Origin of the sequence: Pseudobacteroides cellulosolvens ATCC 35603 = DSM 2933, from assembly GCF_001262605.1 — a bacterium.
GTDB lineage: Bacteria > Bacillota > Clostridia > Acetivibrionales > DSM-2933 > Pseudobacteroides > Pseudobacteroides cellulosolvens.
The window spans coordinates 6497501-6518188 of the sequence record NZ_LGTC01000001.1 but is presented as its reverse complement, the minus strand read 5'-3'; the positions used below and the strand labels follow the sequence as shown (position 1 = coordinate 6518188).

Sequence of the window (20688 nt, the reverse complement as noted above, 5' to 3'; positions counted from 1 at the left end):
GCAATGTTAAGATATGCGTTCATAACACTTGGATTGTCTAAGATAATTGGCATAGTACATCCTGATAATATCACCTCCGTAAAAGTGTTGGAAATTTTCTTACTGATTTTGCTTTCAAAAAAGAATGGATAACTTGAATTACTGGTACAATCTGATAAAATGTTTATATAGAAATACTGCTATGCCGCATATGTCAAGATAGGCAAAATAGCGGTAAATCCACCTTCAATAGCAGCTTAAAATTTTTAAAGAATTTGGGCAAAGAATGATAGAGAATGCAAAAATTATACATACTTCTCTATCATAACTCAAAGAGAACCTACAGGAATTTATAATTTTTATATTAAGTGGGTGAATTAAATGAGAAAGTTAGCAGTAATTATTTTATTAACAATTATCTTTTTATTAACCTCTTGCTCAAAGAATGGAGAGAACACTTCTTTGATGCAGCTGCCAGCCGATTATACCCTTGAAGATGCAAAGTCTGGTAACTGCGTTGTTTTTGAAAATGGTGATATTACGCATGGCCAGTCTACATGGGATGATTTTATTACAGCAACAGACGATAGTAAACCCTCGATTGTCAGATTAGCATATTATTATACACTTGGCGACCCTTCAAAATATTCAAAGGATTTGTATCAAGAAATAAAAGATGATTACCCTGTTCTTTATATTACGGATTTGACCTTTGATGGAAAAAAATATATCATTAAAGGCATTGAGGACGGTAAGCTGATTTCGAAAGAATATAAATATCTAATGAAATATGAAGGACAGCCCAAAAGTCCAACCGCTATTTTTTCGGAGTACACCTATTATGTTCTGGTAAATGATAATACTGTCACTTGGGATGATATTGAACACGGAATTTCCAGTTCTCAGTTTGGTGATTATATTGATCATTATCAAGTTTACTCAGACTTAGTTTTAAAATGATACTCTTCGCAGGGAAGATTAGTAAAATACCTCTTTAGCCATTCAATATTTATTTTAAGGAGAATAAAATTATGTGGTTCTTTAAAAACAAACAGAAAGCATCTCTTAATTATGAGGATATTTTAAAGAAAAATCCAACAGAGATAGACTATTTACAATTAAGAATGGCTTATACGAAAACGAATTATTATAACCCATATGGAAGTAGAAATGAACTTAATGAATTATCCAATTTATTTGAAGAAGGTAAATTTAAAGAAATTATTAACAAAGCTCCTAAACTATTAACTGCTAAATTCGTTGATATTGATTTCCATATGGTAGTTTTCTCAGCTGCTGAGCAGGTAAATGATGAAAAAATATCAGCATTTCATGGTTTCATAATAAATAAATTAGTGGACTCCATATTAAATTCCGGAGATGGTAAAACACCCGAAACCGCTTTTATTGTTATAAATACTGATGAAGAATATGCCTTGTTAGGCTGCTTAGGTCTAAGAAGAACTACACAAAGCCTAATAAAACACAATGAACGAAGTTATGATTTGTTAGAAGCAGTTGACAAAGAAGGAAATCAACACAAAATTTATTTCAATATCGATATACCATTTAATTGGCTGGGAGCAAAGATGAAGTAACTTGAAACCGTTAAAAACAACACAAATTGGCATTAAAACATGGAGGACATTTAAATGGCTTTGAGAAATATCAGGAAACTAGATGATGAAATCTTTAGAAAAAAAGCGAGAGAAGTAAATGTTATTGATAATAAAATATTAACATTCCTTGATGACTTGGTAGAAACAATGAGGAAAGAAAATGCCATAGGTCTTTCTGCTATGCATGTAGGTGTTCTGAAGAGAATAGTCGTTGCAGATATAGGAGAAGGTCTTATAGAAATTATAAATCCCAAAATTATAAGTGAATCAGGGGAGCAGATAGGTGAGGAAGGCTCTGTAAGTCTACCGGGAAGATACGGTGATGTTAAAAGACCTCAAAATATTATAGTAGAAGGATTAAATCGTAAAGGGGAAAAAATAATTGTATCTGGAGAAGGACTTCTAGCAAGGGTGTTATGCCATGAAATAGATCATTTGGATGGTATAATATTCACAGATAAAGTTATTAGATATAAATGTTGAATGTAGTGCTGATATACAAGGAGAAATCCATTATGTGTTTTCTGCTATTATTTCTTCAAGTAATAATACTGTATCCCTTACATAGTTGGGACACTTTGTTTTGAATATCCCAGATTGTCTTGCAGCGTTCAATTGTTTATCATCAGTTATATCGTAATTCAATAGTTCTTTGCAGGTTATGTATCCGTGTAATTTTCTAAATCTAGCTGTAAAATCTCTGTTAAGTAATCTATTCTTTGCTTTAGAAAACTTATCTTCTGGATCATTATTACCATATTTTAAGCCTAGAACTAAAAAAGCACCGGTAACTGCTCCGCATACCTCACCAAGTGCCATACCCCCTCCAAAAGAGCAAGCTATTTTTAATGCGATTTTTTTATTAAGTCCCAATTCTTCACAAAAAGCAGAAAATACTGCTTGGGAACAATTAAATCCACAATCAAAATTATCTATTGCATAATTAGCTTTATTCTCCATGAAAACATCCTCCTTTAAGATTAAGGATAATTTTACTATATATTGAACAGTTATTCAACATATATGTTTACAAGTCATTTTATCTGAACTCACATGGAGAATAAAGAGTTTATGCGTGGGAAGACAGTAGGATATAGTATTTTAAAACTTTCCTACTGTCCGCAAGAATATAACATTTTTAAATATTATAATTTTTCAGCAATTTTCTTAGCTACTTCAAGTGAGTTTGCAGCTATATCTTCCTCAGGCATTTCGTTGATTCCAAAAATATTTGTATCAAAACTAAAAAGTTTATCAGTAATAATTATGTCAGGGTTAAGGTCACTAATAACACCTTTCATCATCCTTGAAGCACATTTAATAAGGCAACCTTCTAATGCAACAACCTTTTTTGAATTACGGACCAGATTTCGCTGTCCTCCATCTTTAGTAAATGCACCACCTAAACATAACCTTACTGTCTTTTCAGGAAGAAGTGAATGACATATAATATTTGCAGCACGCCTTGAAACCTCTCCTCGTAAACATGCACCTTCGCAACTCATAATAACAATAGGCTTTTCAGATTGTTCCTTTGCATAATCCTCACATAGAGAGCAAACATTTTTAGTCTTTTCAATATTTATAACTTCGTAGTCAATATTTATAATACTCTTATTTGAACTTTCGCAATTTCCTACATCGCAGCAGGAAACTGTTTTATTCATGCTATCACACATATTCATACCCCTCATATTAAATTTATAAATATCTACATTAGGAATAAAAATATTGGACAATCCCTAAATAACATTTTGTAGAACCTTTATATTTTGGGTAGTATCCTCTAACAATATATTGCTAGAGCAGAATAATGTGACATATTAAAATAAAAGATATTTTGGAAATTCTCCTATGAAAGAATAAGGACCCTTCGTACTCGCTAAAGCAGTGTTAAGTTATCGTATTAAGAATTTTCTCAATATCCTTTGGTTTTAATACCTTACCAAAAGACACAACCTTCTCATCAATTACTAATGCCGGAGTAGACATTACACCATACGCCATTATATCCTTAAAATCTGTTACCTTAACAACTTCTGCATTAATGCCTGTTTCTTTTAGTGCAATTTCAGTATTCGCCCTTAAAGTTTCACAATTCTTACATCCAGAGCCTAAAATTTTAATTATCATAATATTCCTCTCCTTAACATTATTTAAAATCCTAAGTAAAACATATAAAAAGCTATAAGCATAATTAGCGAACCTGTAATAATACGCAGTATTTTACTCGCTGCACCGTACTTTTCATTTGATGACATCTTATGAACAAAACCAACATATGTACCTGCAATCAATACCAAAAAACTATGTCCTAGTGAATATAACAGTAATAATAATATTCCCCAAAGCATACTTCCTTCTTTAGCCACTATGGCAAGCAATACAACAAGTACAGGTGTAGCACATGGAGATGAAAAAAAGCCTCCTAATACTCCTGTAATAAAAGCTCCAACAAAGCCTTTTTTTGCATTTTTATTAATTGCATAGGTAGATGGTATAAAATTATATATTTCCCATGTTTGAAGTGCCATCAGCATCATTAGTATTCCAAGAATAATATACCACCATGAACCTGTTCCCTGCATAAGTCTCCCAAGAAGGGATGCAGCTGTACCTAAAATAGTAAAAGTAACAGCCATGCCGCTTGAAAATACTACTGACAGCAAAAAGGATCTTTTTATATCCTTTTGTCCGGTTCCTCCTACATAACCAATAACAAGTGGAACGCTTGAAAGTGCACAAGGAGTAAATGAAGTAAGAATTCCAGCAAGTAATGCAAAAAGTGGAGCCATCCATGAATTTTGAGTTATATTAGCTGAAAACGATTCAAGCCAACTGTTAATTACAGTATCCATTATTTTAGCCCCATTTCCTTTAAGACACTTAATAATTGCTCTTTTGTTATTCCTCCCTCATGTGCAGTAAATATATGTTCACCGGTTTCTCTTGATTTATATTCCTTAATCTGCAAAGCATTTGGATCTTTTGGCTTATATGGCTTACCGTTAGAATCAATTAATATCTGTGTTGGTATAAGGCTTATAGGATATCCTTGAGCTAATTCCTGATACTTCCATACATCAACAAATTTAATAATAGCTTTTCCCTTTAATTCCTCATTTAACTCCTTTAATACTGGAGCCATTTGTTTGCAGGGAATACATGAGTCTGCACCAAAGTCTATAACAATAGGAAGACCAAATGACTTAAGTTTCTCGAGATCGATCTTCTCTGTAACATCAAGATCATAATCTGAGTTACCTGTTTGTAGTGTTCCAGAATTTACAGTTTCATCCAAACCGGAATGGTTTCTATTATTCTTAATAAACCATAAACCAACAAGAATGCATAATATAACTACAGGAATAATAATTTTTATAACACTGCCTATTTTAGTATTTGAATTACTATTTTCACTCACAACACTTACTCCTCCACTTATTAATTTATAAACTAAACTTAATACAAAAGATGACTAAAAGCATTGAAAATATACCCAATAATAATAATACCAATGGTAACAACACCTGCAAATATAGCTAGAAGCTTTACTTTAACCACTTTATTGAGCATAGTCATTGATGGCAATGAAAGGGCGGTTACAGCCATCATTAACGATAGAGCAGTCCAATTCCTACACCTTTTAGAACAAGTTCCCTGGCAACCGGAAGGGTTCCGAAAATATCAGCATACATTGGAACACCAAATATCGTTGCTAATATAACTGAATACCATTTGTCCTGACCAAGAACTGCAGATATTATGGATTCAGGAATCCAATTGTGTATAGCTGCTCCTATCCCAACACCAATAAAAACATAGAGCCAAACCTTTTTTATGATATTTAGCACCTGATCCTTGGAGAAGTCAATTCTATCTCGCATAGTTAATTCTTCCTGAGAAACATCAAGGACCTTGTTGTTAAAAACGAACGGTTCTACGTACTTTTCAAGTTTCAATTTGCTTATCACAGTTCCTCCTATTACAGCTAGGATAACTCCTACAATAACATATGCTATAGCAATTTTCCAATTAAATATACTTGCTAACATTATTACAGAAGCTAAATCTACTAAAGGAGATGATATTAAAATGAAAACGTAACCCCTATAGGTAAACCGGCACTTGTAAATCCAATGAATAATGGTATTGAGGAACATGAACAAAATGGTGTTACAGTACCAAGCAGAGCTCCTAAAATGTTTGCTGAAATTCCGTTATATCTGCCTAATATTTTTCTCGTTCTTTCTGGGGGAAAAAACTTTGGATATATGAAATAGCAAAAATCAGAAGTGTAAGCAATATAAATATTTTAATTACATCATATATGAAAAAGTGAATACTTCCACCCAATCGTTCCTGGGTATTCAAACCAAATACTTTCTCAACTAAAACTTTTATTAACGTGGAAAGCCACTCCATTTTAAGCAATTGCTCATTTAACCATTGGAATACAAACAAAATTATCAACCCCTTTAATTACTGCAACTCCTAACCCTCACAACAGTTAATCTTACCAGCTTCGCAGCAAGAAGATTCACTTTCTGCGTTTTTCTTGCCTGGCGGAACCCAGCCTGTATCATCTCCAACATACTCTATAGCTCCAACCGGACAGAGATTACCACATCCATGACATCCCTGAACACATCCCTCAGGGTTAACAACAACCGGACATGAATTTTTTAATGTAAAAACACCATTTTTACATTTGTTAAAGCAAGCCAAACATTCAGTGCAGTTTTCATAACTAATAACCGGATACCATGTTTTCGACATTTTAATAAAACCCCTTTCAATATACATTTTTTGAGATGGTTAAATTACAAAAAGGTTTTTCAAGAAAATCTGATTAACCTTATTGATATATTGTACAATCTTTTCTCATCCATATTATGTAATAAATGTAATACCTTTATATTTAGTATATTAGTAAAATCTAATATTATGAATATAATATTAGCTAATATGCTGAGAATTGTCAATAAATAATTATAATAACAATTTAATTATCTTTATTATAGGTGCATTAATGGATTTTTTAAAGATTTGTTAAGCTATTGGGTTACTTTCCTAAGGAATTTCTAGTCTCATCGATCTGACGAATTAAAATAGCTTCAGCAATTTCGATCATTTGATAAATCTCTGGACTTTTTACTTTATATATGACCATTAACCCATCTTTTCTACTTTCCACAATTCCCTGGTTTCTTAAAACTGAAAGGTGCTGTGATGCATTAGACTGTTCTGATTCTATCATTGGAAGAATGTCACATACACAAAGTGGCTTTTCTTTAAGAATCCGTAATATTTGTAGCCTTGTTGGATGTGATAAAGCTTTAAAAATATTGGCTACTAGCTGATTTCCCATATTTCCCATACTCCATACTCCTTACTATATAATTCAATTCTATCACTCAAACTTTGACTCTATTATAACTCTTATTTTTTCAATATCATTCTTTGTAATGTCAGATGCATGTTCTTTTTTAACAATACCTTCATTAGTCACAATTATATGATCATGGATTTTTACCCCTGCATGCTTAAGTGTCTTTTTAGAACATGATGATTGGCAACCATCTACCGCTATAACTTTTTTAGCACTTTTAGCTAACTTTACTATTCCAGGAACATGAGCCCCTATGCCAATCAAGCAATAAGTTGTAGCTTTACCTCTTTTCGTAATGCTAAGTGCAGAATTATATGCAATTTGCCCCACATTTTCTCCACCAGCACAAACAAAAATCACAATTTCTGAAGGTTTACAACCACATCTATTTAACATATAATTTTTGTCCCTTTACTATGGCATGATTTTTTGATCATGACTATATTAGTTGATTCTAATATTACGTATTATATATTTATCACTATATATTGTCAATATATTCGAAAAGTGCAGTAAAACCGTTTTTGAGAATTGCCCTTGCATTCCTTTATATTGAAATAAATATCTACTAAATTTAATTATTTGAAATTAATAATTGACAATAAAAAGAATTAATGATAAATTATAAATATAAACCGTCATTTATATAAATAATTATTTATATAAATAAATATTTATATGCGGGTAAAAATATATGAGACAAGAACAAATGATGCAAAAGTATTTTCAGATTCTTGGTGATGCAAACAGGCTTAGAGTTATAAATTTTATAGGAAATAACAAAAGAACTGTCTCTGAAATAGTAGAGGAGACGGGTCTCTCTCAGCCACTTGTATCCCACCATTTAAAGGTGCTAAGAGATAATCAAATACTTGAAACTTTAAGAGATGGGCCATTTGTGTATCATATTCTTAAAAATCCAAAACTATTGGATGTCTTAGGTTTATTTTGGGAGCTACTACCTAGAGAAACTATTGAATCGACAGATAATGTAGTATTTCAATGCCCACCTATATGGAAAAGAATGCTAGAGAATATGCTTAATTTTACCGAGTAACAAAAAAATATCTAAACGAAAGGATGCCTGATTAATGGAAAACATGTCTTATGATCAAAAGATCGGAATGATGAGTGAAATGATGGACAAATGCTTTGCGAACATATCTTGGGAGCAGAAAGAAAGAATCAAAAACTATATGATGCCTAAAATAGCACCATACTTTATGCAAGCAGGGGCATTTAACCCTAATAATCCGGAAGAAATGGTTCATAGAACATTTGAAAATGTCGGTAACAACGCAAAACTAAGTATTATACATGAAATGATGCCTATTGTTATGAGATCTATGATGGATGTAATGATGGCAAACTCACCTGATCATGAGAAAGACCGTATGATGAACGAAATGAGTGGCAAGTTTTTCACAAACATGAGCGACGATGAAAAAATAGGAATTATGTATCACATGATGCCAAAAATGATTAAGTATATGATGGGAGGGAATTAATATGAATTTTCCTGGTTCAATGATGGAATCAATGTTTGAGGGCATGTCTACTGAAGACAAAAAGAATATGATGAGTTCAATGATGGATTCTTTTTTTGCGAGTATGAGTCAAGAAGAAAAAAGACAGCTAATGTCAGAAATGATGAGCCGAATGATGGGCAATTTTTCAAGCACTTCCGGAGATACAAGCACTAACCAAGGATCAAGCAATTGGTCAATGATGGACATGATGAATATGATGATGGGGGGTGGATCTTCATCTAATCAAAAAAGCAACCAGAGAAATGGGAACTGGTCAATGATGGATATGATGAATATGATGATGGGAATGCCACGGAATTCATCATCACATTCAGACAATGCAGATAATGACTTGAAAAATTTATTTACTGATTGGTTAAATCAAGTGGAAAGTGAAATACTAACATATATAAATGAAACACAAGATTTAAATCCTGATCAAATTGCACTAAAACTTAAAATATCACGTAGTAGTGCCATGTACTTTATAGAAAAGTTAAGTAAAGAAAAAAAGATAAATTTGAACAAGGATGAAACTTAATCAAATTTTTATATGTTAATAACTAATACATTTATTAGGAGGCGGCAGACAAATATGCTAGGCAGAATGTATAATTTCTTCAGCAATAATGCTGAAGGGGAATCAAAGCAGCAGTCAAATAATATGATGGATATGTGCCGCAACATGATGAGTATATTTTTTAATTCAGAATCTAACAAATCCACTTCAACTGAAGTAGATCCGGAAATAGAAGTATGTTTTAATGAGTGGCTCAAAATGGTTGAAGACGAAGTGTTATTATATGTAAATGAAACTAAAAGTATAGACTCATTGGATATTGCTTTAAAGCTAAAAATACCTGTTAATTGTACAAAATATATTATCAAAAAATTGATATCAGAAAGACGAATAGACCTATAATTTTCAAGTAAATTTACTTAAACTCCATTTTTGACCTATTATAACATTTGACTTTATTTGAAGCTTAAAAAAATATTATGATATAATAATTTTTGGAGGCTCATCTTGAAAGATTGCAACTGGGAATTATATTAATGTAAAACCAAGAACAGAGGTTTTGGTTTTTTGAATTTCCTAGACATAAAAAAACAAGATCGTTTCTTGCACAAACGATCTTGTTTATGAATTCTTTAAAGTTTAGGCTGTTTTTCTTTTTTCATTTTCATTGATTTGAGATGAACTTTTTCTTTCAATAATACCAAACTTTAATGCGTTTTTGGGGCATTTGTCAATACAATCACCACACATTATACAATTGCCATCTCTAACACATGAGTCTCCTTCTTTTATATAATTATCAATAGCTACTCCCATTTGGCAATTCTTTGTGCATGCATTACAATTAACACACTTTTTATGATCTATTTTAACTTTTAATAAGCTTACTTTATTCCAAATACTTTGCAAACCTCCTATTGGACATATATATTTGCAGAAGAATCTGTTTCCAAATAAGTGGGTAAAAAGTAAGGTCAAAGGAAGCATTGTGATTAATCCACCAACATACAACCAGATATTATTTACACTGTCACCATTATTAATATTAAAATCTATATGGTTTATATTTTTTATGATATTGAATAAAATACTTCCCCAAAAGGCTATGGTTGTAATATAAATAAGCCCCTTCTTTACAAACTTCTTTTTTAATGGATTAGCTCCAATACCAGTCAGCATATTTGCTGCTGTCTCTTGTACTGGGGCATAAACACATAACCAACCACATAAAACCCTTCCCCATACAAGTGAAAGAACAATTATTGAAGTCCAAAATACTGCTGATATCCCAAGCTCACCTTTTACAGCCATATCACCAAGAGATCTCGGACAAACTCCTTTAATATTAGTCAAACCTAGGACAGTCAATATGAGATGAACAAATATTATTACTAAAACAGCATACTGAAATACAGTTCTTTTCTTTTTCCATGGCCCGAATTTTGATGTGTTTGCCAGTTGCAAATTTAGTTTGTCATCTTCTTTAGAACCTTTTCCTTTCATGATAAAAGCTATAGCAAGTATAATTATACCTGCACTAATAAGATATTGCGGGATGTCTAGCAGAAATGCCATTGTATTATGGCTTGTAGTGCCAAAAAGATACAGGAATCCATCAATAGGGGTCATAAAACAGCCTATGATCTCTCCCGTTAGACAGGCTATCCCAAGAACCAAAGTTAGAGAGCCTAGAATAGTCAAAAATTTTTTCATTTTAAAACCTCCTCAATAAAATTATTTTCTATGTAAAGATAATTTAGAGAAGATTCTTTAAGTACTTCATTAATTCTGACTATCTACTAAACAGGCTACTTAATGATTAAGAAAGTGTAAATATAAAACACCCCTAAGTAATTTCAAATCAAGTTAATAGAAGGTAAAAGAATGAGACTTAAAACTCCCCTTTAAATTATCAAAACAATCTATTTATCATTTCTTTATATTAGCAACATCTAATTTAGTATATTATAATCTACTTATTTACATAATTATACTATCAGAATTCTATATAATCGTCAATACTACATAGAAAATTTTGACGAATTATGTATAAATTTTATTATTAAATATATATCTGGAAATATTTGATCTAATACCCACCAAGTTAAATAAAGCCTCTGACGTAATTAATTACTTCAGAGGCTTTATTTAATTGATATAAATGTTCAGATTATTGTAGTTAACTCTTTTCTACAACATCTCTTCTACCAAAGATTTAATTTTAGTTATATCTTCATCAGAAATCTCATATTTACCTGGAGTTTTTTCTATACCAGCTTGAGTTATATCTATATAGCCGTCAATTTTTACTCCTACGTGTTCTACTAGCTTCTTAGCACAAGCTACAGAGCACCCATCAATTACTATCACCTTATCAGCTTTTAATGTGTTATCGATTAGTCCCTGTACATGCCCACCCAAACCTGCAAGACAGTACATTTTTCCTTTTCCTTCTTTTGTTAGTTCTAATGCTACTTGGTTAGATATCTGACCTACATTAGCTCCGCCACCAGAACAAGCAAACAACATTATTTTTGTAGGATCACATAAAGAACAACCTTCACTCATGTTTCCACTCCCTTTTATATTATTATATTAATTTTTTCTTATATAGTAATTTAATTCTAGGCTAATATACTTAATTTGTCAATACTTTCTATAAAATGTAATGCATTAATTTATACTTTTTATTTGGTATGCATGAAAAAATGAATCTCTCATTTAACTATTGACTATATTAGCAATTTAATATATACTCATACTAAAATTTGCATTTAATGGTATTTAGGTAGTATTTAATTGAATTTAAAAGAATCTAGGTGATTTTAATGAGAAAACACTATTTTCAATATATTCCTTCAAACCCTAAAAAGGAAATGATATTAACTCGTTTAGGGTATAAAAACAATGTTACTACTTTATGTGACAGCGAAAAAGAATTTCTTAATAATGGAATCAAAGAAGGATTAATTCTCTGCCAGCCTCAGGGTATATATTGTATTCTAGACATCATTGAAAATGATGGTAGTATTATTTCTTTTGAAAATAACATGAAAATTGAAAGTTCCAATCTTTCAGAATTATTGAAAGACAGTAAAAAAGCCGTCTTTATGTTTGCTACAGTAGGATATGAAGTTTCGGAAAGAATAAACTATGAAATATCTTCCGGAGATGCATCCTTGGGTGTAATATTGGATTCTGCAGCTTCCCAAACAGCAGATGCTGCTGTGGGGTGGATAACTGAATTCATTAATAAGTTATTGAAAAGAAATCAAGAAAAGCTTACTAAATACAGATATAGTCCAGGTTATGGCGATTTATCCCTTCATTTTCAAAAGATTATATTTGACCTTTTAGAGCTTGATAATTTAGGCGTAAAAATTACCGATAGCTGTATGCTTGAACCAGAAAAATCAGTAATCGCAATAAGCGGAATAGAAAGGATGAGCATTAATGGATAAGAAACAATTCAAACAGTTTTTAACTGAAAACATAATGATACTAGATGGTGCTACCGGCACAGAGTTGCAAAAACTTGGCCTTCCTAAGGGCGAATGTCCTGAAAAATGGGTATTGGAACATCCCGATACTCTTGTAGAAATACAAACAAATTATATAAAATCTGGTTCTAATGCTATACTATCGTGCACATTTGGAGGTAATAGTACCAAATTAAATGAGTTTGGTCTAGGAGATAAAACTGTTGAAATTAATAAAAAGTTAGCAGCACTCTCAAAAAATATTGCTGGCCCTAATTGTTTAGTTGCAGGTGATATTGCACCTACCGGATTACTTATTGAACCATTTGGATCATTAGCTTTTGATGCAGCCGTTGATATATATAAAGAGCAAATTAGGGGATTACTGGAAGGCAGAGTTGATTTTTTCTTTATAGAAACTATGTTGGATATTCAGGAGGCAAGAGCAGCTTTGCTAGCTGTTAAGGAAAGTTGTGATTTGCCTGTTTGTGTTTCTATGACCTTCGATAATAATATGAGAACATTAACAGGGACTGATCCTGTCACTGCACTTATAATATTACAAAGTTTAGGAGCAGATGCTGTTGGTTGCAACTGTTCTGTTGGACCAGATGGTATGCTGGATATAATATCGGCAATGAAACCGTATGCTAGAGTACCTATTCTGGCAAAACCAAATGCCGGTATGCCAAAACTTGTTGATAACAAAACGGTATTTGATATGGGTGCTGAAGAATTTGGTTCATATGGGCCTAAATTCATAGAAGTCGGAGCAAACATATTGGGTGGTTGCTGTGGAACATCACCTGATTATATAGCACAAATAAGTGAAAAAACGAAAGCCTTAAAACCTTCTCCAAATATTCAGTCTAAGTTTTCTGCTGTTACCTCTTCAAAAAAGACAGTTTTCATAGGTGACAACAATCCTTTAGTTATAGTTGGGGAAAGAATAAATCCAACCGGTAAGAAAAAGCTACAGCAGGACTTGATTTTAGGAAATACTCTAGAAGTAAGACGTCTTGCAACAGAGCAGGTTGATAAAGGTGCCGGAATATTGGACGTAAATGTAGGTATGCCTGGAATTGATGAAAAGGAAACCATGCTTAAAGTTGTAAATCTCTTAAGTAATATGGTTGATTTGCCGCTTTGCATAGATTCATCCTCCCCAGATGTCATTGAGGCAGCCTTAAGGCTATATCCAGGAAGAGCTTTAATAAATTCAATCTCTGCTGAAAAGATAAAAATTGAAAAATTACTTCCAATTGCAGCTAAATATGGAGCTATGTTTGTTATCTTACCTCTAAGTGATGATGGAGTTCCCAAGACTGCCATTCAAAGATGCCGTTTAGTCGAAGATATTTATGATATAGCACAGAAATACGGATATACCAAAAGTGACATTGTTGTAGATGGTCTTGTAATGACTGTCTCAGTAGATGAAAATGCTGCACTTGAAACTCTTGAAGTAATTGAATGGTGCTCGCGTACTTTTGGATGTAATACAATAGTTGGACTATCAAATGTTTCCTTTGGGCTACCTGAAAGAAACTGGATAAACTCAGCCTTCCTCGCAATGGGCATATGTAAAGGCCTTTCTATGGCTATAGCAAACCCATCAAGTGATATGGTATCCAATCTAAAATTTGCTTGTGATGTACTTATAAAACATGATAAAAGTGCAAATAACTACATAAAGCATTTTGCTGAAAATAACCCTGACAAAAAGAATAAAGAGCACAATATTCAAAAAAGTCCTGCTCAAATGCCCATTGAAGAAAGAATCTTCGAAGCAGTAGTTAAAGGTAACTCAGAAGAAATTATTACATTTATAGATGAAGCATTAAACAATGGCAAAAGTCCAAGTGAAATTGTTGATAATAGTTTGATACCTGGAATTAATAAAGTAGGACATCTTTATGATTCAAAAGAATATTTTCTCCCACAATTAATTAAAGGTGCAGAAGTAATGAAAAAGGCCTTCAGCCATTTAGAACCATTATTATATACTGGGGAATCATACACGAACAAATCCAAAGTAATCCTTGCAACAGTCAAAGGTGATATACATGATATAGGCAAAAATATTGTATGCCTGATGCTTAGAAATTATGGATTTGATGTTTATGATCTTGGCAAGGATGTTTCTACTGAATTAATAATTTCAAAAGCCCAAGAATTGAATGCCGATATTATTGGACTTTCAGCATTAATGACAACAACAATGGTAGAAATGAAAAATGTAATTAATGCAGCAAAGCAAGCTGGCCTACAAGCCAAATTTATGATTGGCGGGGCAGTTATTGATGAAAATTATGCTATTGAAATTGGTGCAGATGGATATTCAAAGGATGCTTATGAAGCAGTTAAGTTAGCTCAGAAATTAACCTCAACTTAATAAGTTCCTTACCAAACAGTATCCATTTATCAATACTGTGCAGTAGAATAGTTAATTTCCCTACTGTACAGTATTGCAAATATTTATATAAAATGCTTAAAGATAAGTATCTTACCTTAAAACACAAGGCATTTAATGCGATAATACCTGCTCCGCAATTACTCAGCATAACTAGAATGTACAATCTCAATATAGAATTCCATTTTTATAACCTTGGAAATCTCGGCCAATGACTTATGCATTTGCTTAATACATAATAATTTATAATTAATCATATCTCTGTATCATGAATATATGTCAGAAAACTCAACGCTGGCCATATACAAATACTTCCTGGATTTCGTATCTTCATTGGCCGTTTGTACACATGATGTTTCTGCATTGGCAGGGAGTTTTATTATAAACTCAGTAAATTGCCCCAACTCACTTTCTATACTAATTTCTCCTCCATGCATGTCTATAAGTGATTTCACTATGGATAATCCGATACCGCTTCCTTCACTTTCCTTAGTCAGTGATGTATTTAACTGCCTGAACCTTTCAAATATTTCGCTCTTTTTATCCTTGGGTACTCCAATTCCAGTATCTCTAATTGAAATCAATATATTATCTCCCATATCGGTGAGCTTTACAAATATACTTCCTCCAGGTCTGTTAAATTTAGTTGCATTTGAAAGTAAGTTAAGCATTACCCTTTCAATCTTATTTATATCACATACCATATATTTTTCTTCAGTATCAGTATCAAAAATAAGGCTCAATGACTTGCTTTCAATAAACTCGGCAACCGACAGTGTAACCCGCTCTATAACATCCACTATATTACAGCTTTGCTGATTTAGTTCTAGAAACCCCGAATCGATTTTTGTTATGTCAATTAGATTATTTATTATTTTTAAAAGCCTGTAACAATTTTGTCTGATTGAAGCTATATTCTTATGTAGTTTGTTTTTTATCTCATCTGGATTTTTATTATCCCTGTATGATTCGATTAATTGTACAGATCCCAGTATAACATTTAAAGGAGTTCGAAACTCATGAGATATATTTGTAAAAAACTCAGTTTTGAGCCTATCGTACTCTATTATTTCATTTAACAATCTAAGGTTTTCATGGCTAGCATGTTTAAGCTTCTCTTCAACCAGCTTTTTTTCTGTTATATCAGTATGCGTTCCTATAATACTATGTATTTTTCCATGACTGTTCCAAATCCCCTGGCCTTTGAGTTGAATCCAAAAATAATCACCTTCTTTGTTTTTCACTCGGCATTCACATGAAAGCTTACTTATTTTTCTGCTAATATAGTCCTCCATGCTATTTAACAGTACGTTTATATCATCTGGGTGAACAATTTTGTTCCAAATATCCAAAGGGTTTGAAATATCATTAAATTTAGCATCAATCTTATCCTCAAGATTCGGTGAAATATATAAACTATTATTCTCAATATTACACTCCCAAAGACCGTCAGTAGTCCCGTTAATGACCAATCTATACATTTCGTCCTTTTTTCTTAACTCTTCCTCAGATAATTTTAATTTTTTCATACTTCGATCAATTAGTACATACAGCATAACACCCGTTACTGCTACAAAGAACCATCCCTTTACAATAGATAAGTGAGCCATTGTGGAACTGCTTAATTTTAAAGATTTTAAAAAAGAGTCGGAAAATAAAATCCATACTGAACTTAGAGTAATGTAAAGTAATACAATTTTACTTGATGACTTAAATAAGTTAAGAATAACCTTTTTATAAAGCCCATTTTTTACCTTGCTTATAAAGCTTTTCATTATGCTCTCATTTAACGGCACTTTTATCCCCCTTATTTGTATAAGTCATAACAATATTTTTATCCCTATTTAATTCAAAATTGTGTGCTTCATTATATTAAGTCAACTCACATTATACCATATTATAGTGATCAATGTTACTATTATTAATGTTTTAACTTTATACAAATCGCCAATATATGCTTCAAAGGTTAAACTAATAAATAGCTAAAAGTATTTTGTGACTATTAATAAATTCCAACATTCTGATGTAATTAAACAATGTTAAATAATTCTCTTATGTAATCTTGATATTTATTTTCCAAAATACAAACAGAGCCTTATGCTATTAACATAAGGCTCTGATATAAATCTGGCGACTACCTATTTTACCAAGACGCAACCGTCTAAGTATCGTCGGCACTAAGAAGCTTAACTGCCGTGTTCGGGATGGGAACGGGTGTGACCTTCTCGTAATCATCACCAGAAAATTTAATTGATAAGGCTTTTGCCTATCAACTTTTGACTATTTAATTATCGGGTCTTGAAATCTCTTATCCTAACTTCCGCTAATCTCGCTCATGTGTTGACTTAATTCCGTCAACACCCGCTCAAATCGGAAGTAATGTCTAAATGATTTCTTGAAATCTCTTATCCTAACTTCCGCTAATCTCGCTCATGTGTTGACTTAGTTTCGTCAACACCCGCTCGAATCGGAAGTAATGTCTAAATGATTTCTTATATACCCTCAAAACTATATAATGAAGTAATATTGACAAGAATTGATGATTTAACTATGATAAAGACTCTCTTTATAAATACCTGTTTTAATTGGTCAAGCCCTCGACCTATTAGTATCAGTCAGCTTAATGCATTACTGCACTTACACTCCTGACCTATCAACCATGTAGTCTACATGGGGTCTTACCCTTACGGTGGGATATCTCATCTTAGGGTGGGTTTCACGCTTAGATGCCTTCAGCGTTTATCCCTGCCGAACTTGGCTACCCAGCTGTGCCACTGGTGTGACAACTGGTGCACTAGAGGTTCGTCCATCCCGGTCCTCTCGTACTAAGGACAGATCCCTTCAAATATCCTGCGCCCGCGACAGATAGGGACCGAACTGTCTCACGACGTTCTGAACCCAGCTCGCGTACCGCTTTAATTGGCGAACAGCCAAACCCTTGGAACCTACTACAGCTCCAGGATGCGATGAGCCGACATCGAGGTGCCAAACCTCCCCGTCGATGTGGACTCTTGGGGGAGATAAGCCTGTTATCCCCAGGGTAGCTTTTATCCGTTGAGCGATGGCAATTCCACTTTCATACCACCGGATCACTAAGCCCTACTTTCGTACCTGCTCGACTTGTTTGTCTCGCAGTCAGGCTACCTTATGCCTTTGCACTCGATGCACGATTTCCAACCGTGCTGAGGTAACCTTTGGACGCCTCCGTTACCTTTTGGGAGGCGACCGCCCCAGTCAAACTGCCCACCTGACATTGTCCCAAGTCCGGATTACGGACTCTGGTTAGAGTTCCAGTACTCTTAGAGTGGTATCCCAACATTGGCTCCATAATGGCTAGCGCCACTACTTCCAAGCCTCCCACCTATCCTGTACAAAGAATACCGAAACCCAGTATCAGGCTACAGTAAAGCTCCATGGGGTCTTTCCGTCTAGTCGCGGGTAACTTGCATCTTCACAAGTACTACAATTTCGCCGGGTACGTTGTTGAGACAGTGCCCAAGTCATTACGCCATTCGTGCGGGTCAGAACTTACCTGACAAGGAATTTCGCTACCTTAGGACCGTTATAGTTACGGCCGCCGTTTACTGGGGCTTAAGTTCACTGCTTCGCCTTGCGACTTACAGATTCCCGTAACCTTCCAGCACCGGGCAGGCGTCAGCCCCTATACTTCATCTTTCGATTTAGCAGAGACCTGTGTTTTTGATAAACAGTTGCTTGGGCCTATTCTCTGCGACCTCATTGCTGAGGCACCCCTTATTGCGAACTTACGGGGTCAATTTGCCGAGTTCCTTAACAACGCTTCTCCCGATCGTCTTAGGATTCTCTCCTCACCTACCTGTGTCGGTTTGCGGTACGGGTACCATCATCCTCGATAGTGGCTTTTCTCGTCAGCGTGGAATCTGTCACTTCGGTACTCTAATTTCCCTCCTCATAAGATATTCGAACCGTCTGGCGGATTTGCCTACCAAACTGTCTACCTTCTTTGAACGAGCTCTTCCAGTCACTCGCTTGACTTATCCTCCTGCGTCCCCACTTCTCTAATAGCGGCTAACGGTAGTACAGGAATTTCAACCTGTTGTCCATCGCCTACGCCTCTCGGCCTCAGCTTAGGTCCCGACTTACCCTGGGCGGACGAACCTTCCCCAGGAAACCTTAGGTTTTCGACGGTAAAGATTCTCACTTTACTCTCGCTACTTATTCCGGCATTCTCACTACTGCTTCGTCCACATGTCCTTACGATCATGCTTCAGCCTACAACAGTAAGCTCCCCTACCCCTCGTGTGTGCTCAATGCTGCTCCCTAATTCACAGCTTTAGCTTGAGGACAATTTAACGAAAAATATCTTATTTGTTTCACAAGGATATTTTTCGTGAAGCTTCCCTTCACTTTACTGCTTATTAAAGTAACACCATTGAACACACACAAAGCCATAGCTTCGGTACACAGTTTTAGCCCCGGTAATTTTCGGCGCAGGCTCACTCGACTAGTGAGCTATTACGCACTCTTTGAATGAGTGGCTGCTTCTAAGCCAACATCCTAGTTGTCTTAGCAAACCCACATCCTTTTCCACTTAACTGTGATTTTGGGACCTTAGCTGATGGTCTGGGCTGTTTCCCTTTTGACAACGAAACTTATCTCACGCTGTCTGACTCCCAAGGAGCATCTATACGGCATTCAGAGTTTGATAGGGTTCGGTAACCCGGTAAGGCCCCTAGCCCATTCAGTGCTTTACCTCCGTTAGACTCCCTTGAGGCTAGCCCTAAAGCTATTTCGGGGAGAACCAGCTATCTCCGAGTTCGATTGGAATTTCTCCGCCATCCACAGCTCATCCCAGACCTTTTCAACGGTCATGTGGTTCGGTCCTCCACGAGATTTTACTCCCGCTTCAACCTGTCCATGGATAGGTCACCCGGTTTCGGGTCTATTACACGTAACTTATCGCCCTATTAAGACTCGGTTTCCCTTCGGCTCCGTACCTTTAAGTACTTAACCTTGCTACGTACAATAACTCGCCGGACCGTTCTACAAAAAGTACGCTGTCGAGCCTTAATGCTCTACAACTGCTTGTAAACATAGGGTTTCAGGTTCTATTTCACTCCCCTCCCGGGGTTCTTTTCACCTTTCCCTCACGGTACTGCTTCACTATCGGTCACCAGTTAGTATTTAGCCTTGGGAGGTGGTCCTCCCTGCTTCCCACAAGGTTTCACGTGTCTCGTGGTACTCTGGATACTGGCCTGTCTCTCAACTTTTCGCGTACGGGACTCTTACCCTCTTTGGTTCAGTTTTCCAAACTGCTTCTGCTAAGTCTCAAGAATCATTATGCCAGTCCACAACCCCGGTCTACATTGCTGTAGTCCGGTTTGGGCTTCTCCGCGTTCGCTCGCCACTACTTACGGAATCACTTTTGTTTTCTTTTCCTGCGGGTACTTAGATGTTTCAGTTCCCCGCGTCTCCCTCCTTAACACTATGAATTCATGTTAAGGTACCTGAGTGCTTATCTCAGGTGGGTTTCCCCATTCGGACATCTACGGATTAAACGGCTATTTGCGCCTGCCCGTAGCTTTTCGCAGCTTATCGCGTCCTTCATCGGCTTCTGGTGCCTAGGCATTCACCCTATGCTCTTATTAGCTTGACCTATGTTATCTTTTTTCGCATTATACTGCAACTTGTTGAGATGAAATCACCTTTTTGGGTGATTTTATCGAAACCTAGTTGCTGTTTGCAAAAAAGATAATTCTCGATTTTCTCTCGATAATG

At 34.7% G+C, this 20688-nt stretch carries 22 protein-coding genes, 2 rRNA genes and 1 pseudogene (1 of these 25 running past the window's edge); 10 read left to right on the top strand and 15 right to left on the bottom strand.

Going from position 1 to position 20688, the window contains the following annotated elements:
* The first annotated feature begins 33 nt into the window (after positions 1-33).
* The 4 genes from Bccel_RS32730 (at position 34) to def (ending at position 2081) form a co-directional block, all read left to right on the top strand.
* Positions 34-132, top strand: a complete 99-nt coding sequence (locus tag Bccel_RS32730) for a hypothetical protein (RefSeq protein WP_409372122.1) — start codon at positions 34-36, stop codon at positions 130-132.
* Positions 133-360: 228 nt separating this feature from the next.
* Complete coding sequence (locus Bccel_RS27025; protein ID WP_036939880.1) at positions 361-939, top strand: hypothetical protein; 579 nt, start codon at positions 361-363, stop codon at positions 937-939.
* A 71-nt stretch (positions 940-1010) separates the two neighbouring features.
* Positions 1011-1577, top strand: coding sequence for a DUF4919 domain-containing protein (locus tag Bccel_RS27020; RefSeq protein WP_036939878.1), 567 nt, complete (start codon positions 1011-1013; stop codon positions 1575-1577).
* Between the two features lie 54 nt (positions 1578-1631).
* Positions 1632-2081 carry a peptide deformylase gene (gene def, locus Bccel_RS27015; RefSeq protein WP_036939875.1) on the top strand — a complete coding sequence of 150 codons (450 nt, stop codon included), beginning with the start codon at positions 1632-1634 and terminating at the stop codon, positions 2079-2081.
* 30 nt (positions 2082-2111) lie between these two features.
* Here def and Bccel_RS27010 read toward each other — a convergent pair whose 3' ends face one another.
* The 9 genes and pseudogenes from Bccel_RS27010 to Bccel_RS26970 form a co-directional block, all read right to left on the bottom strand.
* A complete protein-coding gene (locus tag Bccel_RS27010) occupies positions 2112-2558 on the bottom strand; it encodes a C-GCAxxG-C-C family protein (RefSeq protein ID WP_036939873.1) in 447 nt (148 codons plus the stop codon).
* 185 nt (positions 2559-2743) lie between these two features.
* On the bottom strand, positions 2744-3277 hold the full coding sequence (locus Bccel_RS27005; protein ID WP_201781983.1) for a putative zinc-binding protein: 534 nt from the start codon (positions 3275-3277) through the stop codon (positions 2744-2746).
* A 214-nt stretch (positions 3278-3491) separates the two neighbouring features.
* On the bottom strand, positions 3492-3731 hold the full coding sequence (locus tag Bccel_RS27000; protein WP_036939871.1) for a thioredoxin family protein: 240 nt from the start codon (positions 3729-3731) through the stop codon (positions 3492-3494).
* A gap of 23 nt (positions 3732-3754) precedes the next feature.
* The gene (locus tag Bccel_RS26995; RefSeq protein WP_036939870.1) at positions 3755-4456 is read right to left on the bottom strand and encodes a cytochrome c biogenesis CcdA family protein; all 702 of its coding nucleotides are present in this window, start codon (positions 4454-4456) and stop codon (positions 3755-3757) included.
* Complete coding sequence (locus Bccel_RS26990) at positions 4456-5022, bottom strand: thioredoxin family protein (protein ID WP_050753927.1); 567 nt, start codon at positions 5020-5022, stop codon at positions 4456-4458. Before Bccel_RS26990 ends, Bccel_RS26995 begins: the two co-directional genes overlap by 1 nt.
* Before the next feature lie 38 nt (positions 5023-5060).
* Positions 5061-6062, bottom strand: a pseudogene (locus tag Bccel_RS26985) (permease).
* Between the two features lie 30 nt (positions 6063-6092).
* Positions 6093-6377, bottom strand: a complete 285-nt coding sequence (locus tag Bccel_RS26980) for an ATP-binding protein (RefSeq protein WP_201781982.1) — start codon at positions 6375-6377, stop codon at positions 6093-6095.
* Positions 6378-6663: 286 nt separating this feature from the next.
* Entirely contained in the window at positions 6664-6978 is a 315-nt protein-coding gene (locus Bccel_RS26975; protein WP_036939868.1) for an ArsR/SmtB family transcription factor, read from the bottom strand.
* 33 nt (positions 6979-7011) lie between these two features.
* A complete protein-coding gene (locus Bccel_RS26970) occupies positions 7012-7386 on the bottom strand; it encodes a putative zinc-binding protein (RefSeq protein ID WP_036939867.1) in 375 nt (124 codons plus the stop codon).
* Between the two features lie 298 nt (positions 7387-7684).
* Here Bccel_RS26970 and Bccel_RS26965 point away from each other — a divergent pair, with 298 nt between their 5' ends.
* Genes Bccel_RS26965 through Bccel_RS26950 form a run of 4 tightly spaced genes read left to right on the top strand, consistent with a single transcriptional unit; the run spans position 7685 to position 9441 of the window.
* Positions 7685-8047, top strand: a complete 363-nt coding sequence (locus tag Bccel_RS26965; RefSeq protein WP_050753926.1) for an ArsR/SmtB family transcription factor — start codon at positions 7685-7687, stop codon at positions 8045-8047.
* Between the two features lie 34 nt (positions 8048-8081).
* Positions 8082-8498 carry a hypothetical protein gene (locus tag Bccel_RS26960; protein ID WP_036939866.1) on the top strand — a complete coding sequence of 139 codons (417 nt, stop codon included), beginning with the start codon at positions 8082-8084 and terminating at the stop codon, positions 8496-8498.
* A gap of 1 nt (position 8499) precedes the next feature.
* Positions 8500-9060, top strand: coding sequence for a hypothetical protein (locus tag Bccel_RS26955; protein WP_036939865.1), 561 nt, complete (start codon positions 8500-8502; stop codon positions 9058-9060).
* Between the two features lie 54 nt (positions 9061-9114).
* Positions 9115-9441: a hypothetical protein gene (locus Bccel_RS26950; protein WP_036939864.1), complete on the top strand. Its 327-nt coding sequence runs from the start codon at positions 9115-9117 to the stop codon at positions 9439-9441.
* A 237-nt stretch (positions 9442-9678) separates the two neighbouring features.
* Here the strand turns inward: Bccel_RS26950 and Bccel_RS26945 are convergent, their stop codons facing one another.
* Together Bccel_RS26945 and Bccel_RS26940 are read right to left on the bottom strand one after the other, a co-directional pair.
* Positions 9679-10752: a 4Fe-4S binding protein gene (locus Bccel_RS26945; protein ID WP_036939863.1), complete on the bottom strand. Its 1074-nt coding sequence runs from the start codon at positions 10750-10752 to the stop codon at positions 9679-9681.
* 477 nt (positions 10753-11229) lie between these two features.
* Positions 11230-11607: a putative zinc-binding protein gene (locus Bccel_RS26940; RefSeq protein ID WP_036939862.1), complete on the bottom strand. Its 378-nt coding sequence runs from the start codon at positions 11605-11607 to the stop codon at positions 11230-11232.
* A 260-nt stretch (positions 11608-11867) separates the two neighbouring features.
* On the opposite strand from Bccel_RS26940, the gene Bccel_RS26935 reads away from it, so the two are divergent.
* Entirely contained in the window at positions 11868-12500 is a 633-nt protein-coding gene (locus tag Bccel_RS26935; RefSeq protein ID WP_036939861.1) for a vitamin B12 dependent-methionine synthase activation domain-containing protein, read from the top strand.
* Positions 12493-14913 carry a homocysteine S-methyltransferase family protein gene (locus Bccel_RS26930; protein ID WP_036939860.1) on the top strand — a complete coding sequence of 807 codons (2421 nt, stop codon included), beginning with the start codon at positions 12493-12495 and terminating at the stop codon, positions 14911-14913. The genes Bccel_RS26935 and Bccel_RS26930 overlap by 8 nt, the downstream gene beginning before the upstream one ends.
* Before the next feature lie 284 nt (positions 14914-15197).
* On the opposite strand, the gene Bccel_RS26925 is transcribed toward Bccel_RS26930, so the two are convergent.
* The 4 genes from Bccel_RS26925 to Bccel_RS29330 all read right to left on the bottom strand — a co-directional run.
* Complete coding sequence (locus Bccel_RS26925) at positions 15198-16727, bottom strand: PAS domain-containing sensor histidine kinase (RefSeq protein ID WP_050753925.1); 1530 nt, start codon at positions 16725-16727, stop codon at positions 15198-15200.
* A 329-nt stretch (positions 16728-17056) separates the two neighbouring features.
* Positions 17057-17173: ribosomal RNA gene (gene rrf, locus Bccel_RS26920) — 5S ribosomal RNA — on the bottom strand.
* Between the two features lie 343 nt (positions 17174-17516).
* Positions 17517-20566 (bottom strand): 23S ribosomal RNA (locus tag Bccel_RS26915).
* Positions 20566-20688: the end of a hypothetical protein gene (locus tag Bccel_RS29330; RefSeq protein WP_082225172.1), read on the bottom strand. The gene runs 219 nt beyond the window's last position; 123 of the gene's 342 nt are visible here — the last part of the coding sequence; its start codon lies off the right edge, out of view — the gene reads right to left on this strand; it ends in the stop codon at positions 20566-20568. The genes Bccel_RS26915 and Bccel_RS29330 overlap by 1 nt, the downstream gene beginning before the upstream one ends.

Excerpts from the sequence above, each read along its gene's own strand:
- Bccel_RS27010 (WP_036939873.1), bottom strand. The coding sequence starts at position 2,558 with ATGGAGAATAAAGCTAATTATGCAATAGATAATTTTGATTGTGGATTT.
- Bccel_RS26965 (WP_050753926.1), top strand. The coding sequence starts at position 7,685 with ATGAGACAAGAACAAATGATGCAAAAGTATTTTCAGATTCTTGGTGAT.
- Bccel_RS26995 (WP_036939870.1), bottom strand. The coding sequence starts at position 4,456 with ATGGATACTGTAATTAACAGTTGGCTTGAATCGTTTTCAGCTAATATA.
- Bccel_RS27005 (WP_201781983.1), bottom strand. The coding sequence starts at position 3,277 with ATGTGTGATAGCATGAATAAAACAGTTTCCTGCTGCGATGTAGGAAAT.
- Bccel_RS27000 (WP_036939871.1), bottom strand. The coding sequence starts at position 3,731 with ATGATAATTAAAATTTTAGGCTCTGGATGTAAGAATTGTGAAACTTTA.
- Bccel_RS26975 (WP_036939868.1), bottom strand. The coding sequence starts at position 6,978 with ATGGGAAATATGGGAAATCAGCTAGTAGCCAATATTTTTAAAGCTTTA.
- def (WP_036939875.1), top strand. The coding sequence starts at position 1,632 with ATGGCTTTGAGAAATATCAGGAAACTAGATGATGAAATCTTTAGAAAA.
- Bccel_RS26950 (WP_036939864.1), top strand. The coding sequence starts at position 9,115 with ATGCTAGGCAGAATGTATAATTTCTTCAGCAATAATGCTGAAGGGGAA.
- Bccel_RS27020 (WP_036939878.1), top strand. The coding sequence starts at position 1,011 with ATGTGGTTCTTTAAAAACAAACAGAAAGCATCTCTTAATTATGAGGAT.
- Bccel_RS26930 (WP_036939860.1), top strand. The coding sequence starts at position 12,493 with ATGGATAAGAAACAATTCAAACAGTTTTTAACTGAAAACATAATGATA.
- Bccel_RS26940 (WP_036939862.1), bottom strand. The coding sequence starts at position 11,607 with ATGAGTGAAGGTTGTTCTTTATGTGATCCTACAAAAATAATGTTGTTT.
- Bccel_RS26935 (WP_036939861.1), top strand. The coding sequence starts at position 11,868 with ATGAGAAAACACTATTTTCAATATATTCCTTCAAACCCTAAAAAGGAA.
- Bccel_RS26945 (WP_036939863.1), bottom strand. The coding sequence starts at position 10,752 with ATGAAAAAATTTTTGACTATTCTAGGCTCTCTAACTTTGGTTCTTGGG.
- Bccel_RS26955 (WP_036939865.1), top strand. The coding sequence starts at position 8,500 with ATGAATTTTCCTGGTTCAATGATGGAATCAATGTTTGAGGGCATGTCT.
- Bccel_RS26970 (WP_036939867.1), bottom strand. The coding sequence starts at position 7,386 with ATGTTAAATAGATGTGGTTGTAAACCTTCAGAAATTGTGATTTTTGTT.
- Bccel_RS26980 (WP_201781982.1), bottom strand. The coding sequence starts at position 6,377 with ATGTCGAAAACATGGTATCCGGTTATTAGTTATGAAAACTGCACTGAA.
- Bccel_RS26960 (WP_036939866.1), top strand. The coding sequence starts at position 8,082 with ATGGAAAACATGTCTTATGATCAAAAGATCGGAATGATGAGTGAAATG.
- Bccel_RS27025 (WP_036939880.1), top strand. The coding sequence starts at position 361 with ATGAGAAAGTTAGCAGTAATTATTTTATTAACAATTATCTTTTTATTA.